This is a genomic window from Massilia aurea (assembly GCF_040790145.1).
Taxonomy (GTDB): Bacteria; Pseudomonadota; Gammaproteobacteria; order Burkholderiales; family Burkholderiaceae_D; genus Telluria; species Telluria aurea_C.
Genome location: NZ_JBFMMP010000003.1, coordinates 186010 through 203646 on the forward strand (window position 1 = coordinate 186010; position 17637 = coordinate 203646).

The window sequence follows — 17637 nt, forward strand, 5'->3', positions numbered from 1 at the left end:
GGGAGAACGCACCAGGACCGTGCAGGAAAACAGTCCATTATAGGTGAAATCGCCACGTCAAGCGGCCAAGGCAGAGAAACCCGGCAGGGCGCTTGCTGGAGAAACGGGAGAAAAAAACGGGCAGCCGAAGCTGCCCGTATTCATGCTGGTGCGACCAGCGTATCGACCCCGTACAGGGACGCCAGCTTGCGCACATTGTCCGGCACGTTGATGAACGTGAGACGGTGCCCAGCATCGAGGGCACGGCGCTGCCAGGCCAGCAACAAGGCCACGCCCGACGAATCGGCCGCCTTGACGCCGGCCAGGTCGAACACGGTCTCGCCAGCGCTGATGGCCGCCTGACCCTGGGCCAGCGCTTCGCGGGCACTGCCGAAGGTCATGGCGTCGATCGTCAGCATGGGATTTGCCTCAGCCATTACTTGCTCGGCGCTGCCAGTGGCTTGGAGGCCAGTTGCGCATTGCGATCGGCCAGGCGCTTGATCAGGCCATCGACGCCGCTCTTGCTGATCTCGCTATTGAAGGTGCTCTTGTAGGTCTCGACCAGCCAGGCGCCCAGGATGTTCACGTCATAGATCTTCCAGCCGTTGCTGCCCTTGGCCAGGCGATAGTTCAGGGTGATTGGCTCGCCGCGCGAGACGTTCACCTGCGAGCGCACTTCGACGTCGGTGTCGGTGGCGGCGCCGCGCATCGGCTTGAACTCGACGGTTTCGTTCTTGATGGTCGAGAGCGCACCGGAGTACGTGTAGACCAGCAGGTTGCGGAACTCGGTGGTCAGGCGTTTTTGCTGATCCGGCGTGGCGGTGCGCCAGTGGCGGCCGGCCGCTTGCTGCGTCATTTTTTCGGCATCGACGTACGGCAGGATCTTGCTATTGACCAGACCCATGATCTTGCTGCGGTCGCCCGACTGGATGTCTTTGTCGCCCTTGACGCTGTCGATCACTTCGGCGCTGATGCGCTTGACCAGCACGTCCGGCGCTTCGGCGCTGGCGGCAGGCTGGGCGATCACGCTCGTGGAAAAGGCAGCGGTAACGGCGGCGGCGGCGATCAGGTGCATGAATGGTTTCATCGTATTCCTTTCAACTTACTTCGTTTCGGAAGGTGCTGGCGCGTCGACGTCGTCGTCGGCCTGGCGCGGCACGTTGCCGTCATAGACCTGGCTCTGGCGGCGCTGCAGGTAGCCGTCGCGCAGGAACTCGTAGCGGTCCAGTGCGGCGTCTTCCATCAGGCCCGATGCGTCCAGCAGCGAGGCGCGCTTGTCGATGATGCGCACACCGGTGCCGACATTGCGCCAGTTGACCGGCGTTTTGTAGGTCCAGATGTCGCCTGCAAAATCGGCCGGCAGTGCTGCGGTGTCACGCACAGTAGATGGGCCCAGCAGCGGCAAGATCAAGTACGGACCGCTCGGCACGCCCCATTTGCCCAGGGTCTGGCCGAAGTCTTCGTTGTGCTTTGGCATGCCGGCTTCGGACGCGATGTCCAGCAAGCCGAAAATACCGAAGGTCGAGTTGATGGCCACGCGGCCAAAATCGGTTGCGCCGGCTTCGCCCTTGCCTTGCAGCAGATTGTTGACCGAACTCCAGGCATCCGACAGGTTGCCGAAGAAATTGCTCACGCCCGTCTGGGCAAAGCCCGGCAGCACGTTCTTATAGACGGTGGCGGTTGGCTTGAGCACGGTGCGGTCGACTGCATCGTTGAACGAGTAGACGGCGCGGTTATAACCTTCCAGGGGATCTTGCGGGTTGTTCGCGGTGGTGGCGCAACCAGTCAAGACCAGGACAGCGGCGGCGGCAGTGCAGAGACGCAGGTGCGAAAGCGTGTTGGTGTAGTTCATTGACTACCTTCCTTTCCATCAGCAGCCTTGCTGTAGATAAATTGATTAATTAAGTCTTCCAGGACTGTCGCCGACTGGGTGCGAACGATGCGATCGCCCTCGGCCAGATTATTCGTCTCGCCACCGGCTTCGATGCCGATGTACTGCTCGCCAAGCAAACCAGCGGTCAAGATCTTCAACGAACTATCTTTTGGGAATTTATAGTCAGTGTCCAGATCGAGGCGCACAGATGCTTGGAAGCTCTTGTCATCGAAGGCGATGTCGCCCACGCGACCGACCACCACACCGGCGCTCTTGACTGGCGCCTGGGGCTTGAGGCCACCGATATTGTCAAAACGGCCACTGACCGAATACGTTTGTCCGAACGACATGGACTTCATATTGCCGGCCTGGAAAGCCAGAAACAGCAGTGCAGCCAAGCCCAGCAGCACGAACAGGCCAACCCAGACGTCGATAGTTTTGCGATGCATTTTATTACCCTAAAACCGTGTTAGTTATTTATTGAACATCAGGGCGGTCATGACGAAATTCAGCCCCCAGACCAGCAGCGATGCGATCACGACCGTGCGCGTGGTAGCGCGCGACACGTCTTCTGGCGTCGGCTGGGCCTGGTACCCCTGGAACAGGGCGGTAAAGGTCACTGCGATGCCAAAGATAAAGCTTTTAATCACACCGTTCAGTACGTCAGCGCGCACATCGACGCCAGATTGCATCTGCGCCCAGAAAGAACCTTCATCCACACCGATCAATTTCACGCCGACGAGATAGCCACCCATCACGCCCACGGCCGAAAATACGGTGGCCAGCACCGGCATGGCGATCACGCCCGCCCAGAAACGGGGCGCCAACACCCGTTGTACCGGATTAATCGCCATCATTTCCATGGCCGACAATTGCTCGCCCGCCTTCATGAGGCCGATCTGCGCCGTCAGCGAGGTGCCGGCACGGCCGGCGAACAGCAGCGCGGTGACGACCGGACCGAGTTCGCGCACGAGCGACAGTGCGACGACCTGGCCCAGCATCTGCTCGGCGCCGTACTGGTTCAGCGTGTAGTAGCCCTGCAGGCCCAGCACCATGCCGACGAACAGGCCGGACACGGCGATGATCACCAGCGAGTAATTACCGATGAAGTGGATCTGTTCGGAAATCAAGCCCGGGCGGCGGAATGCGCCTGGCGAAACGCGCAGGATGCTGAAGAACGAGCGGATGGCAAAGCCCAGGCCGGCCAGGCCTTCGCGCACGGTGCAACCTAAGAAGCCGAGGAAGCGGGCGATCATGTGCGCGCTCCCAGGCCCAGGTCGTCGGCCAGCGTCTTGCCGGGATAGTGGAACGGCACCGGGCCGTCCGGCTCGGCATTGACGAACTGGCGCACGTACGGGTCGGTCGACACTTGCAATTCGGTCGGCGTACCTTCTGCAACGATCTTGCCGGCGGACATGAAATAGACGTAGTCGGCAATCGCGAAGCACTCTTTCACGTCGTGCGAGACGAGGATCGAGGTCGAGCCGAGGGCGTCGTTCAGGTTGCGGATCAGGTTGGCGGTCACGCCCATCGAGATCGGGTCGAGGCCGGCGAACGGCTCGTCATACATGATCAGTTCGGGGTCAAGCGCAACGGCGCGCGCCACGGCCACCCGGCGCGCCATGCCGCCCGAGATCTCGGCGGGCTTCAGGCGGTGCGCGTTGCGCAGGCCGACGGCGTTGAGCTTCATGAGCACGAGGTCACGGATGAGTTCTTCGGGCAGGTCGGTGTGTTCGCGCAGCGGAAACGCCACGTTATCGAACACCGACAGGTCGGTGAACAGCGCGCCAAACTGGAACAGCATGCCCATCCGACGGCGCAGGCGATACAGCCCCTGCGTATCGAGACTGTGCACGACTTCGCCGCCAATGCGGACTTCGCCGCGCTGGGGGCGGATCTGGCCACCGATCAAGCGCAATACCGTCGTCTTGCCGCAACCGGAACCGCCCATGACGGCAATAAGCTTGCCACGTGGGAAATCCATGCGCAGATTCGACAGAATGGAACGCTCACCGTAAGCAAAATGCAGATCGCGGATTTCGACTAGGTTCGACACAGCATCATTTGAGATTAGAGAATCCGGTATTGTAGTGCAGAAAGCTATTTACCCGCTCGAGGGACCCGATTTTACCCACGGCAGGCGACGTAGTATTACAACACTAATAACTTCTTGGTCAGCTATTTAACGTTGTAAGCAATTGTTTTCATTGAATTATGCATATATGACAATATTGCAATTCATTGTGTTGAATCAATAAGTGTCAAACAGAATTGCATAAAACGCATGATACATGCGTGTCATTAAGTGACGGCGCGCGAAGCCATTTTGCAATGCAGCATCAGTTGGGGATAGCTTTGCGAATTAGCAAGTGACAGTCTATATACAGAGTGTCGTTAATTTGTCGCCGGCCTGTTCGTGCGCCAGAGATATTGGCGGTCGCGTTGCACGACCGCCATTGATGCCAGGTCTTAACGCGGCAGGTCCGACGATCCCATCAGGAATTCGTCGACCGCGCGTGCGCACTGACGGCCTTCGCGAATCGCCCACACCACCAGCGACTGGCCCCGGCGCATGTCGCCGGCCGTGAATACTTTCGGGTTCGAGGTCTGGTAGGCGGCCTCGCCTTCGGTGGCCGCACGTACATTACCGCGCGGGTCTTTCTGCACGCCGAACGCGTCGAGCACTTGCTGCACTGGCGAAACAAAGCCCATCGCCAGCAGCACCAGGTCGGCTTTCAGTTCGAATTCCGAATCCGGCACTTCCGTCATCTTGCCGTCTTTCCATTCGACGCGGCAGGCGATCAGTTTGTCCACCTTGCCGCCCTTGCCTTCCAGGCGCTTGGTCGCTACTGCCCAGTCGCGCTCGCAGCCTTCTTCGTGCGACGACGAGGTGCGCAGGCGGGTCGGCCAGTACGGCCACACCAGCGGCTTGTTTTCGTGCTCCGGCGGCTGCGGCAGCAGTTCGAATTGCGTGACCGACGCCGCGCCATGGCGGTTCGAGGTGCCGACGCAGTCGGACCCGGTATCGCCACCGCCGATGACGATCACGTGCTTGCCGGTGGCTTTCAGCTGGTCTTTCAGCTTGTCGCCAGCATTGACGCGGTTTTGCTGCGGCAGGAAATCCATCGCGAAGTGCACGCCCTTGAGCTGGCGGCCCGGCACCGGCAGGTCGCGCGGCTGCTCGGCGCCACCTGCCATGATCACGGCGTCGAATTCTTTTTCCAGGTCTTCCGGGAAGATGGTGTCGCGCGCCATATTGCTGACGCTGGCCGGGAAGTCCTTGCCGATCAACACGCCGGTGCGGAAGGTGACGCCTTCGGCCTGCATTTGTTCAACGCGACGGTCGATCAGGTCCTTTTCCATCTTGAAGTCGGGGATCCCGTAGCGCAGCAGGCCGCCCAGGCGGTCGCTCTTTTCGAACACCGTCACATCGTGGCCGACGCGCGCCAGTTGCTGGGCCGCGGCCAGGCCGGCAGGACCGGAGCCGACGACGGCGACCTTGCGACCGGTGCGCTGGTTCGGTGGTTGCGGCACCACCCAGCCGTGCTCCCAGCCGGTGTCGATGATCTTGCGCTCGATCGACTTGATGCCGACCGGCTCGTCGTTGATCCCGAGCGTACAGGCCGACTCGCACGGCGCCGGGCAGATACGGCCGGTGAACTCGGGGAAGTTATTCGTCGAGTGCAGGTTCTCCAGCGCGTGGCGGTAGTTGCCATGGAAGACCAGGTCATTCCAGTCAGGGATGACGTTGTTGACCGGGCAGCCCGTGTTACAGAACGGGATGCCGCAATCCATGCAGCGCGCGCCTTGCACCTTGGCCTGCGCGTCGGTGAGGGTGATGACGAATTCCTTGTAGTTCTTCAGACGCGAGGCCGGTTCGAGGTAGCCCTCTTCCTGCCGTTCGAATTCCATGAAGCCGGTGATTTTGCCCACGTTGTTTTCCTTGTCATTTGGCCTGCGGCCGTAGATCTGTCTTTCCCGCGCAAGCGGGAACCCAAGTTGCGTGCTAACCGATAACGCATGGGTTATGGGCGACGCTGATTACTTGGGTCCCCGCCTGCGCGGGGACGACGTTGATTGAGACCGCTGTTACGCCACCACTTCGATCTTGTCGTTCGCTTCTTCCATGCTCGAAAAATGCATCTCTTCGAGTGCACGCTTGTAATCGGTCGGGAACACCTTGACGAACTTGGTGCGGCTGTTGGCCCAGTCGTCCAGCAGGTTGCGCGCGCGCGTGCTGCCGGTGTACTTGAAGTGACGCTCGATCAGGCGGCGCAGGATCGCTTCGTCCGACTCGCGCTCGCTGGTGCGCGACTGGCTGTGCCAGGCCGCCGGATCCGCCTGGTCTTTCGACGCCAGCACGCGTTCCAGGTTGACCATCGTCGTATTGCAGCGCGCTTCGAATTCGCCCTTCGGGTCGTACACAAAGGCGACGCCGCCCGACATGCCGGCCGCGAAATTACGGCCCGTGTCGCCCAGCACCGCCACCGTCCCGCCGGTCATGTATTCGCAACCGTGGTCGCCGCAACCTTCGACCACCGCCGTGGCGCCCGAATTACGCACCGCGAAACGTTCGCCGGCCACGCCGTTGAAGAACGCTTCGCCCGAGATCGCGCCATACAGCACGGTGTTCCCGACGATGATGTTGTCCACGGCCCAGCCACGGAATTCGGTATTCGGCCGCACGATGATGCGCCCGCCCGACAGGCCCTTGCCGACGTAGTCGTTGCCTTCGCCGACCAGGTCCATCGTGATGCCGCCGGCCAGGAACGCCGCTGCCGACTGGCCCGCCGTGCCTTGCAGCTGGATGTGGATCGTGTCGTCCGGCAGGCCGGCGTGACCGTAGCGCGTGGCGACTTCGCCCGACAGCATGGCGCCGACGGTGCGGTTCAGGTTCTTGACCGGCGAGATGAACGAGACCCGCTCGCCTTTTTCCAGCGCGGCCTTGGCCTGCGCGATCAGCTTGTGATCGAGCGCTTTATCCAGGCCATGGTCCTGGCCTTCGGTGTGGAACAGGGCGCGCTGGCTCTCTACCTGCGGCTGGTAGAAGATGTTCGAGAAGTCCAGGCCCTGCGCCTTCCAGTGCCCGATCGCCTTCGATTTATCGAGCAGGTCGGCGCGGCCAATCAGTTCGTCATAGGTGCGGATGCCCAGCTGCGCCATGATCTGGCGCGCTTCTTCGGCCACGAAGAAGAAGTAGTTCACCACGTGTTCGGGCTTGCCCTGGAATTTTGCGCGCAGTACCGGGTCTTGCGTGGCCACGCCCACCGGGCAGGTATTGAGGTGGCACTTGCGCATCATGATGCAACCTTCGACCACCAGCGGCGCGGTGGCAAAGCCGATTTCGTCGGCGCCCAGCATCGCGGCAATCACGACGTCGCGGCCGGTGCGCATCTGGCCGTCCGCCTGAAGCCTGATACGGCTGCGCAAGCCATTGAGCACCAGGGTTTGTTGTGTCTCTGCGAGGCCCAATTCCCACGGCGTGCCGGCGTGCTTGACCGACGACAGGGGCGACGCGCCCGTGCCGCCATCGTGACCGGCGACCACGATGTGATCGGCCTTCGCTTTCGACACGCCCGCGGCGACCGTGCCGATACCCACTTCGGACACCAGCTTGACCGAGATCGAGGCGCGCGGGTTCACGTTTTTCAGGTCGTGGATCAGCTGGGCCAGATCTTCGATCGAGTAGATGTCGTGGTGCGGCGGCGGCGAAATCAGGCCGACACCCGGCACCGAGAAGCGCAAGGACGCGATGTACTCCGACACCTTGTGGCCCGGCAGCTGGCCGCCTTCGCCCGGCTTGGCGCCCTGCGCCATCTTGATCTGGATTTGATCGGCCGAGTTCAGGTATTCGGCGGTGACGCCAAAGCGGCCCGATGCCACCTGCTTGATCTTCGAGCGCAGCGAGTCGCCGTCTTCGAGCGGGATGTCGACCACGACGCGGTCATCGCCCAGGCGCGAGGCCAGCGACTCGCCCTTCTTGATCGCGATGCCCTTGAACTCATTCATGTAGCGCGCCGGATCTTCGCCGCCTTCGCCCGTATTGCTCTTGCCGCCGATGCGGTTCATCGCAATCGCCAGCGTGGCGTGGGCTTCGGTGCTGATCGAGCCGAGCGACATCGCGCCGGTAGCGAAGCGCTTGACGATGTCCTTGGCCGCTTCGACTTCTTCGATCGGGATCGCCTTGTCGCGGTCGATCTTGAATTCGAACAGGCCGCGCAGCGTCAGGTGACGGCGCGTCTGGTCGTTGATCAGCTGCGCGTACTCTTTATAGGTCGAGAAGTTGTTGGCGCGCGTCGCATGCTGCAGCTTGGCGATCGTGTCCGGCGTCCACAGGTGATCTTCGCCGCGCACGCGGAACGCGTACTCGCCGCCGACGTCAAGCGCATTGGCCAGCACCGGATCGGCGCCGAAGGCCAGCGCGTGCAGGCGCAGCGCTTCTTCTGCCACTTCAAACAGGCCAATGCCTTCGATATTCGACGAGGTGCCCTTGAAGTATTTGTCGACCAGCGATTTGTTCAGGCCCACGGCCTCGAAGATCTGCGCGCCGCAGTACGACATATAGGTGGAGATGCCCATCTTCGACATCACCTTCATCAGGCCCTTGCCGACAGCCTTGATGTAGTTGTAGCTGACGGTTTCCGCCGACAGCTCCTGTGGCAAACCATGTGCCAGGTCGGCCAGCGTTTCGAGGGCCAGGTACGGGTGCACGGCTTCGGCGCCGTAGCCGGCCAACAGCGCGAAGTGGTGCGTCTCGCGCGCCGAACCGGTTTCGATCACCAGGCCCGTGGAAGCGCGCAGGCCGCGCGCGACCAGGTGCTGGTGCACGCTCGACGTGGCCAGCAGCGCAGGGATTGCGACCAGGTCGGGCGACAGGCGGCGATCCGACACGATCAGGATGTTATGGCCCGACTTGACCGCGTCGACCGCTTCGGCGCACAGCGAGGCCAGCGACGCTTCGATGCCCTCCTTGCCCCAGGCGACCGGGTAGCAGATGTTCAGCTCATAGGCCTTGAACTTGCCGCCGGTGTGCTGGCCGATATTGCGCAGGCGCGCCATGTCGTCGAAGTTCAGGATCGGCTGCGCGACTTCGAGGCGCATCGGCGGGTTGACGTTGTTGGTGTCGAGGATGTTCGGCTTCGGGCCGATGAACGAGACCAGCGACATGACCATGCTTTCGCGGATCGGGTCGATCGGCGGATTGGTCACCTGCGCGAACAGCTGCTTGAAGTAGTTATACAGCGGCTTGAGTTTGTTGGACGTGACGGCCAGCGGCGAGTCGTTGCCCATCGAGCCGGTGGCTTCTTCGCCCAGCAGGGCCATCGGCGCCATCAGGAATTTCAGGTCTTCTTGCGTGTAGCCGAACGCTTGCTGGCGGTCGAGCAGCGTCAGCGCAGGCTTCTCGCCCTGCGCTGCAGTGTCCATCGCGCGGCCGGCCGCCTGTTGCGCTTCGGTCAGCTTGATTGCGTTGAGCTTGATGCGCACCGACTTGATCCACGCCTTATAGGGCTTGGCGTTGGCGTAGGTGTCTTTCAACTCTTTATCGTCGATGATGCGGCCGGCTTCGAGGTCGATCAGGAACATCTTGCCCGGCTGGAGGCGCCATTTCTTGACGATGCGCGACTCGGGAATCGGCAGCACGCCCGACTCGGACGCCATGACGACCAGATCGTCCTCGGTGATGACGTAGCGCGCCGGGCGCAGGCCATTGCGGTCGAGCGTGCCGCCGATGTGGCGGCCGTCGGTAAACGCCATCGCGGCCGGGCCGTCCCACGGCTCCATCATCGCCGCGTGGTATTCGTAGAAGGCGCGGCGGTTGTCGTCCATCGACGCGTGGTTTTCCCAGGCCTCCGGGATCATCATCATCATCGCCTGGGCGATCGGGTAGCCGGCCATGATCAACAGTTCAAGCGCGTTGTCGAAGCAGGCGGTGTCGGACTGGCCTTCGTAGATCAGCGGGAACAGCTTGTTCAGGTCGTCGCCCAGCACGGCCGACTTGAGGATGCCTTCGCGCGCGCGGGTCCAGTTGAAGTTGCCCTTGACGGTATTGATCTCGCCGTTGTGGGCGATCAGGCGGTACGGGTGGGCCAGCGGCCACTCGGGGAAGGTATTGGTCGAGAAGCGCTGGTGGACCAGGGCCAGGGCCGAGATGCAGCGCGGGTCTTGCAGGTCTTTGTAGAACACGCCCACCTGGTCGGCCAGCAGCAGGCCTTTGTAGACGACGGTGCGCGCCGACATCGACGGCACGAAGAATTCCTTGCCATGCAAAAGTTTGAGGGCCTGGATCGCGTGGCCGGACGATTTGCGGATCACGTAGAGCTTACGTTCCAGTGCATCGGTCACCATGATGTCCGGGCCGCGGCCGATGAAGATCTGGCGAATCACCGGTTCCTTGGCGCGCACGAACGGCGACATCGGCATGGTCGCGTCGACCGGCACGTTGCGCCAGCCAAGAACGACCTGGCCTTCGATGCGCACGGCGCGCTCGATCTCCTGCTCGCAAGCGATGCGCGAGGCATGCTCCTTGGGCAAAAAGACCATACCAACGCCGTACTCGCCCGGTGGCGGCAACTCGACGCCCTGGCGCGCCATCTCGTCGCGGTAATACTGATCCGGAATCTGAATCAGAATCCCCGCCCCGTCGCCCATCAGCGCATCGGCACCGACCGCCCCCCGGTGGTCGAGGTTCTTCAGAATCAGCAGACCCTGTTCAACAATCGAATGACTCTTGTTGCCCTTGATGTGGGCGATGAAGCCAACACCGCAGGCATCGTGTTCATTGGCGGGATCATACAAACCTTGGGCAATCATGCGACATTCTCCACAACTTTACGGGATCGAATGCCGAGAATAGTGCAATGCAAAATCCGCCGTCAACCACAATAATTAGGGTCAGAGTCGAATTGTTTGACAACTTTTTGAGAAGCTGAATAATTGGGGACAGAGTCGTTATGATGTATGGATAGTTTCTTTATCACGGGGTAAGTGTTTGTATTTGAAAGGAATTCAGCAATAAAAACGGCACGAATAACCGTGCCGTTGTGTCGGGAATTGCTGACGTTTCAAGCCTGCGAGAGCGGTGGTAGCGGTGGATTAAATGGCCTGCCACGCTTCGCCGGCAAGATCTGGCGTTGTGTTTTTTGCTCGAGCTGGCTTTTGAAGGTATCCGAACCCAGAGGCTTGTTTCGCAGGATCGACGAGGTGATGAAATCGACCTCTTCCGATGACAAGCCTTGCTGGACCATGTCCATATACGCCGCCTCGCGCTGGAATGGCGTGTTGCCCAGGGCCCAGAACAGGCTGTGGTCGCTGACGAGCGTATCGAGACGCGCCCCGGCGTGGTGTGCGTAGCTCGACCATGGATAGTCGCCCGGCCCCACCGACAGCTGCGCACGCACCGGGTTGAGCTCGATATACCGGCTACAAGTCATGAAATACCGGTCCGAGTCGATCAGCGACGTACGGAAACGTCCCTCGAACAAGCCGCCGCTACGCTCGTACTTATGGTTAAACCATGGCACATAAAGTCGGCCAACTTTTTGCATCATCAATGCCAGGCCGGTGGCGTCACTCGGCGTTGCCAGCAGATGAACATGGTTCGGCATCAAGACATACGCATGGATCGCCACGTCATAAAACCGCGCCGCTTCCTTGAGCCAGACGAGAAATCGCTGGTAATCCACCTCGTCGCGATAAATGATCTGGCGGTTGTTGCCACGCTGGATCACGTGGTGCGGTTGCTCGGGAACGATGAGTCGAGGTTGGCGTGCCATGGCGTCGGATAGGCGTAAGGAGCCAGAATTCTACAATGAAAAATGACTCTGTCCCTAATTAAACGCAAGTTTCCACAAAAATCGCCTGACTCTGTCCCTAATTATTTGCGCATAAGCCAAGGCGCAATTTCTGCAAATAATTTTTGAGAAAAACCGGATAATTAAACCAAGTTCTCAAAGAAAATTGGCCAATAATTCTACTCTGACCCTAATTGTCTGAGTGGAAATTGGCCAATAAGTCGACTCTGACCCCAATTGAAAAGGGGGAGGGACGGTCAGGAGAGGGTGAAGCCGGCAGACAGGCTATAGCCTTCGCCGTAGGCGCTGCGCAGGGGGAGGTCCTGGCCGAGGCCGGTGCGGGCTTTCTTGCGCAAGCGGTAGACCAGCATGTCGACCCGGCGGCTGGCGTCCGGGTCGTCGCCGCCCATGCCGGCGACGATCACGTGACGCGGTACAGGGCGCGTGTTGATCGTCAATAAATGCAGGAAATTGCATTCCTTTTCGGTCAGGTCGACCACTTTACCCATCAGCTCGAGTTGGCGCGCGCTTACGCGCAGCATCCATTTGCTTGGCGCCGGCGCCGGATCCTGCGGGCGTACCCGGCGGTCCAGTGCTTCGATATGGGCGGCCAGTTCCGGGAACTTGATCGGCTTGGTCAAATAATGGTCGGCGCCCAGGCGCAGGCCCAGGATGCGGTGGTCGAACGCGACGCGGCCCGTCAACACCAGCAGCCCGATTTCGGGATACAGCTGGCGCATGCGGGGGATGACATTGAAGCCATCTTCGTCAGGCAGCCCCAGGTCGAGCACCACCACCGCCGCCGGGGTGCGCGTCAGCGCAGCCCACATTTCACTGGCGGTCCTGGCGATCGTTACGTCATGGTCCAGCTCCTTCAGGAACTCGGCCATGTCGTCGGCGTATTCGCCATTGTCTTCAACAATCAGTATCTGCGTCATGCCTTCGCCATATTCCTTCTTTGCCCGTCGTTGATACCATTGTTAGCGTTATCCACACCGGAGCGCGGTCCCGATTATCACTGCTGAGGCTACCCGAAGCAAGGAGATATTCCTCTATAACCTCTTATAGCACCAGTGCCGGCATCCACAGCCGGAACTCGGCGCCGGCCCCCTGCCGCCCCGGAGCAAGGCTCAGCACGCCGCCGTGGACTTCGAGGATCGAGCGCGCCATGTACAGGCCCAGCCCACTGCCCGGCAGACCGGCGGCGTTGCGGCCGCGGTAGCCCTTGTCGAAGACCCGGGATGCTTCGTCCGGCGGCACGCCCGCTCCGCCGTCGAGCACCGCGATCTCGACACCGCCGCCACTGCGCCGCACGCGCACCGTCACGTCGGCTGATGGCGGCGAAAAGGCCAGCGCATTGTCGATCATGACCTTCAGTGCCAGCCGCAAGCCTTCCGGTTCGCCGCGCAGGATCGACGCCACGTCTTCGAGCTGCAGCACAGCCTCGCGCCCGGCGGCGCGGATCTGGGCTGCCCCGGTCTCAACCAGATCGCCGACCGTGATCGTATTGGGCTGGCGCGTGCGCCCGAGCGTGGCCATGCGGTCCGGCGACAGGTATTCGTCGAGCATTCCGATCAGGCGGTCAACCGCGGCGCCGATCTTCCGGTAGCGGGCACGCACCGATTCTTCGGCGTGGCTAGAGGTCGCTTCCAGGCGCTGGATGGCGCCATCGATCGTCGCCAGCGGGGTGCGAAATTCGTGATTGAGCATGCTGGCAAAGCGTTTGTATTCACTGTCGTGACCGCGCCGCGCCGCCAGGTCGCGCAGCAAGCCGACCAGCGTCGATGCGTCATCGACCGGCACGATGGTCATCGCTTCCAGCGCCAGTGGGCGGCGCTCGGTGTCGAACAGGTCGAACTCGCGCCGGTGGCGCACACCCGGCTTGCCGGTTGCCGTCGCGCGCAGCCACGTCGCCAGCGGCGCCAGGGGCGAGCCGCTGTCGCCATCGAGCGCACGCTGCAGTGTCCCGGCGTCATAGCCACTAAGCGCGGCAAAAGCCGGACTCAGATAGCGCAAGTTCCCCGCAGGCAGCGCAATGGCGAAGGCCACGTCGTCTCCCAGTTCAGCGATCGTGCGCAGCTGCCGGCCAGAGAGCACCTCGTCAACGCCGGCATGAACCGGGGTGGCGGACGCAGTGGCGGCAATCGGACTGGACTTCATTGAGGCTCTTTCTTCACCAATAGTTACGGGTAGTGTATTGACCAGCTAGTATATCGCTACCGTAACATGGATGTGACATATTGCTGTGTAAAAGGCAGAACCGTATTTTGCCGGGGAATGCGAGGGGGTGATGCGACCCGCAATGCGCTGGCATGCGAAACAAATACGCCACGTCGGCAGGGTTTGGGCGATAATTTCACCACTATGAACGATACCGCTACCCGCCCCCCGCTCCCAGACCGGCTCTCGATCGATCCGAGCAGCCCATTCCATAACCGTGACGTCTTCCAGCACGACGTCGGCATCCGCTTCAACGACAAGGATCGCACCGACGTCGAAGAGTATTGCATCAGCGAAGGCTGGATCAAGGTCGCCGCCGGCAAGACGCTCGATCGCAAAGGCCGGCCGATGCTGATCAAGCTGAAAGGCAAAGTCGAAGCGTATTACGCGTAATCCTTCGGTCAATACCTCAGTTAATACAATAATGGCGGGCTCGCGAGCCCGCCATCTCTCTATATAGCAGTACTAACTTGCGCCGCGCTTACTCCGCCAGCGGCGCGAAGATCGCCTGCAGGTCTTCTTGCGTCAGCGCCATCTTCTGCGACTCGCCTTCAGACAGGATCGAGTGCGCCAGTTCCGACTTCTTCTGCTGCAGCAGCTGGATCTTTTCTTCCAGCGTGCCCTTGGCGATCAGTTTATACACGAACACCGGTTTATCTTGCCCGATACGCCAGGCGCGATCGGTCGCTTGATTCTCGGCCGCCGGATTCCACCACGGATCGTAGTGGATCACGGTGTCGGCCGCTGTCAGGTTCAGGCCAACGCCGCCCGCTTTCAGGCTGATCAGAAAGATCGGCACGGCACCCTGCTGGAACGCCGCCACCTGCGCCGAGCGGTCGCGCGTCTCGCCGGTGAGCAGCGCATACGGGATCTTGCGCAGCGCGAGTTCTTCTTCGATCAGCGCCAGCATGCTGGTGAACTGCGAGAACACAAGGATCTTGCGGCCCTCGCCCAGCAAGTCTTCGACCATCTGCATCAGGTCAGTCAGCTTGGCCGACACCGCCGCCGTGTTTTTCTTCGATGGCATCGACTTGACCAGGCGCGGATCGCAGCACACCTGGCGCAGCTTGAGCAGCGCCTCGAGGATCACGATCTGGCTGCGCGCCACGCCCTTGCGGTCGATCTCGTCGCGCACTTTCTTGTCCATCGCCAGGCGCACCGTCTCGTACAGGTCGCGCTGCGGGCCGGACAGCTCGATGCGGCGCACCATCTCGGTCTTTTGCGGCAGCTCCTTGGCCACATTGTCCTTCGTGCGGCGCAGCAGGAACGGGCGGATGCGGCGATTCAACAGCGTGCGGCGCACAGGATCGTCCTGCCGTTCGATCGGATGACGGAACTGGGTGTTGAACGTTTTCTCGTCGCCCAGCAGGCCCGGGATCAGGAAGTGGAACTGCGACCAGAGTTCGCCCAGGTGGTTCTCGAGCGGGGTGCCCGACAGGCACAGGCGATGGCTGGCATCGAGCGAGCCGGCCGTCTGCGCCGCCTTCGAGCGGGTGTTCTTGATGTAGTGCGATTCGTCCAGGATCACCAGGTGATAGTGGTGCTTGCGCAGTTCTTCTTCGTCGCGCGGCAGCAGCGCGTAGGTGGTCAGCACGATGTCGGCGCCGTCGATCTGGTCGAACGACTCCATGCGCTCTTTACCCTGCAACAGCAACACTTTCAGGCTCGGTGCGAAGCGCGCCGCTTCGTCGAACCAGTTGGCCATCAGGCTCGTTGGCGCAATCACCAGCGCGGGACTGGTCAAGCGGCCCGCTTCTTTTTCGACCAGGATGTGGGCCAGCGTCTGTACGGTTTTACCCAGGCCCATATCATCGGCCAGGATGCCGCCCAGATCGTACTCGCGCAGGAACTGCATCCACGACAGGCCGTCGAGCTGGTAGTCGCGCAAGGTGGCCTGCAGGCCGGCCGGCGCATCGACTTTTTTCACGGCGCCGAACTGGCTCAGTTTGCGGCCGGTCTCGCGCAGGCGCTCGCCGCCGGTCCAGCGCAGTTCCAACCCGCGCGCCAATTCTTCAAGGCGCGCCGCGTCGAGCGTCGACAACCGCAGGCGCGCCTTGATCTTGTCGTTGAAATACAGCTCGCCGAGCGTGGCGAGGATGGGTTTCAGGCGCCCCCACGGCAGCGCCACGCGCTCGCCATCGGGCAGCACCGCGAGCATCTGGTCGGACTCGGCGTGCGCGGCCAGCACGCTCGGATCGAATTCAAGGGGCGCGCTGCGAATCAGCTGCACCAGCACCGGCAGCAGCGGCACGCGCTTCTTCGCCACCACGATGCCCAATTCGAGCTCGAACCAGGCGTTACCTGCTTCGAGCGGTTCATCGATGTCGGCATACCAGTCTTCGACCGGTACCACGTCGTAGCGGTATTTAGTGGACTTTTGCAGGTGCCAGCCAGCGTCGGACAGCGCGTCGACCGAGTGCTCGGCGAAGCGCAGCCAGTGCGCCTGGCTCTCGAGCTGCAGCGCGCCAGCCATCGCGTTGAGCGGCGCCGTGGCCGGCTTGCGGAAACCGATCTCGCCCAGTTTGTCGAGCGCGTCGCTCTCGAGTTTCGGGTCGCGCTCGATGATCTCGGTGAGATCGCCCACCTGGCGTACGACGCGCTGTGACGGATCGAACGAGACGCGCTGGCCGTCGTAATCGAACGCCAGCACGGCGAAGTCTTGCCAGCGCGCGGCGCCGGTATCGAGCAGCTGCACCGCGTCGAGCATCAGGTGCGGAATTGGTTTGACATCATTCCGCAGACGCTGCGTGAGCGGCTGCGGCAGCGGCATCAGTTGCTGCAGGCCATGCGCGAGCAGCAGTTGCGAGACACGTTTTTTATCGGTGCCGGTCAGCGTTGGCGCTTGCGCCACCAGCGCCTGCAATTCGGCCAGCGAGATGTCGATGCCGCCACGATTGAGGTCGAGCGGGCCGCACGACAGATTGTCGATGTACCACGGCGGATCGGTCGGCAGCATGTAGTCGATCTGGTCGGCGGCGCTGTGCGCGGCCGTGCCGCCCACAGGTTCGACCGACCAGCCGAGTTTTGCGACGCGGCCTTCGTCGCGCCAGGCCAGGCTGGCCAGGCGGGTCGGGCCGACCTGCAGCGGATAGACCAGGCCACCGGCCATGTCGGACCACGAGTTCGCCCACAGCAGCTTGCCCTGTTCGAGCAGCATCTGCAGCAGGATCGCGCCTACTTTACCTTTCGGTTCGGTGGCGCTGGTGCCTTGCGCCGAGCCGCTGCGCATCGCAATGAAAAAGCGCACCAGGTCGATGTCGTCGCCTTCGAGATAGGCCGGCGGTGCCGACAACAACGAGAACACTTCGCTTACCGGACTGGCCGCCGCCACGTCGCCGTTCGGCCGCAGGCGCGCCTTGCACAGGCACAGCGCCACGTGACGCCCGCCGCTGGTGGGCGCCATCACGTAGACGAACTTGTACTGCGCGGCCTTCGGGTCGAGTACTTCATCGGACAGCTTCGGTTGCGGGTGCGCCGCCGCTTCGACCCGCTGCAGCCAGCTCACCACCGGCGCCGGCAGGGCCGGGGAACGTGCTGGCGTGCGTGCTGCGGGTGCGTCGCCGGCTTTCTCGCGAAGATAATCGACTGTTGTCATTGGGTCTCGTGGCAGGGTATTAAAAACGGCAATAAAAACTATTATCTCGCATACGAACGCTTCCGATTTGTTCGTAATCGCACCTAGCAGACAAATCGCGCCTGCGCGCAACGCGCACCTCGTCTGCCAACCGACTGTTCTCTCATGTTCGTGTGATGCTGTCAAGACTGGCGTATCGG

At 61.8% G+C, this 17637-nt stretch carries 13 protein-coding genes; 1 reads left to right on the top strand and 12 read right to left on the bottom strand.

The genetic code is table 11. The features are described from left to right. Positions 1-140: 140 nt before the first annotated feature. The 11 genes from AB2N08_RS07460 to AB2N08_RS07510 all read right to left on the bottom strand — a co-directional run bounded on the left by AB2N08_RS07460 (position 141) and on the right by AB2N08_RS07510 (position 13803). Positions 141-398: an STAS domain-containing protein gene (locus tag AB2N08_RS07460; protein ID WP_367610003.1), complete on the bottom strand. Its 258-nt coding sequence runs from the start codon at positions 396-398 to the stop codon at positions 141-143. 17 nt (positions 399-415) lie between these two features. After that, positions 416-1066: an MlaC/ttg2D family ABC transporter substrate-binding protein gene (locus AB2N08_RS07465; RefSeq protein WP_367610004.1), complete on the bottom strand. Its 651-nt coding sequence runs from the start codon at positions 1064-1066 to the stop codon at positions 416-418. Between the two features lie 15 nt (positions 1067-1081). Next, positions 1082-1831 carry an MlaA family lipoprotein gene (locus AB2N08_RS07470; RefSeq protein ID WP_367610005.1) on the bottom strand — a complete coding sequence of 250 codons (750 nt, stop codon included), beginning with the start codon at positions 1829-1831 and terminating at the stop codon, positions 1082-1084. Next, a complete protein-coding gene (mlaD, locus tag AB2N08_RS07475; protein WP_367610006.1) occupies positions 1828-2301 on the bottom strand; it encodes an outer membrane lipid asymmetry maintenance protein MlaD in 474 nt (157 codons plus the stop codon). The genes AB2N08_RS07470 and mlaD overlap by 4 nt, the downstream gene beginning before the upstream one ends. Before the next feature lie 24 nt (positions 2302-2325). Then, complete coding sequence (gene mlaE / locus AB2N08_RS07480; protein WP_367610007.1) at positions 2326-3108, bottom strand: lipid asymmetry maintenance ABC transporter permease subunit MlaE; 783 nt, start codon at positions 3106-3108, stop codon at positions 2326-2328. Further along, entirely contained in the window at positions 3105-3908 is an 804-nt protein-coding gene (locus AB2N08_RS07485) for an ABC transporter ATP-binding protein (RefSeq protein WP_367610008.1), read from the bottom strand. The genes mlaE and AB2N08_RS07485 overlap by 4 nt, the downstream gene beginning before the upstream one ends. 413 nt (positions 3909-4321) lie before the next feature. Continuing rightward, a complete protein-coding gene (locus AB2N08_RS07490) occupies positions 4322-5785 on the bottom strand; it encodes a glutamate synthase subunit beta (protein WP_367610009.1) in 1464 nt (487 codons plus the stop codon). 156 nt (positions 5786-5941) lie between these two features. After that, on the bottom strand, positions 5942-10663 hold the full coding sequence (locus AB2N08_RS07495) for a glutamate synthase-related protein (RefSeq protein ID WP_367610010.1): 4722 nt from the start codon (positions 10661-10663) through the stop codon (positions 5942-5944). A 251-nt stretch (positions 10664-10914) separates the two neighbouring features. After that, positions 10915-11625: a transposase gene (locus AB2N08_RS07500; RefSeq protein ID WP_367610011.1), complete on the bottom strand. Its 711-nt coding sequence runs from the start codon at positions 11623-11625 to the stop codon at positions 10915-10917. A 275-nt stretch (positions 11626-11900) separates the two neighbouring features. Next, the gene (locus AB2N08_RS07505) at positions 11901-12581 is read right to left on the bottom strand and encodes a response regulator transcription factor (RefSeq protein WP_343025885.1); all 681 of its coding nucleotides are present in this window, start codon (positions 12579-12581) and stop codon (positions 11901-11903) included. Between the two features lie 124 nt (positions 12582-12705). Then, entirely contained in the window at positions 12706-13803 is a 1098-nt protein-coding gene (locus tag AB2N08_RS07510) for a sensor histidine kinase (RefSeq protein ID WP_367610012.1), read from the bottom strand. A gap of 204 nt (positions 13804-14007) precedes the next feature. On the opposite strand from AB2N08_RS07510, the gene AB2N08_RS07515 reads away from it, so the two are divergent. Further along, a complete protein-coding gene (locus AB2N08_RS07515) occupies positions 14008-14256 on the top strand; it encodes a DUF3297 family protein (protein ID WP_183555080.1) in 249 nt (82 codons plus the stop codon). 88 nt (positions 14257-14344) lie between these two features. On the opposite strand, the gene AB2N08_RS07520 is transcribed toward AB2N08_RS07515, so the two are convergent. Beyond that, positions 14345-17458 carry a DEAD/DEAH box helicase gene (locus AB2N08_RS07520; protein WP_367610013.1) on the bottom strand — a complete coding sequence of 1038 codons (3114 nt, stop codon included), beginning with the start codon at positions 17456-17458 and terminating at the stop codon, positions 14345-14347. Positions 17459-17637: the final 179 nt, after the last annotated feature.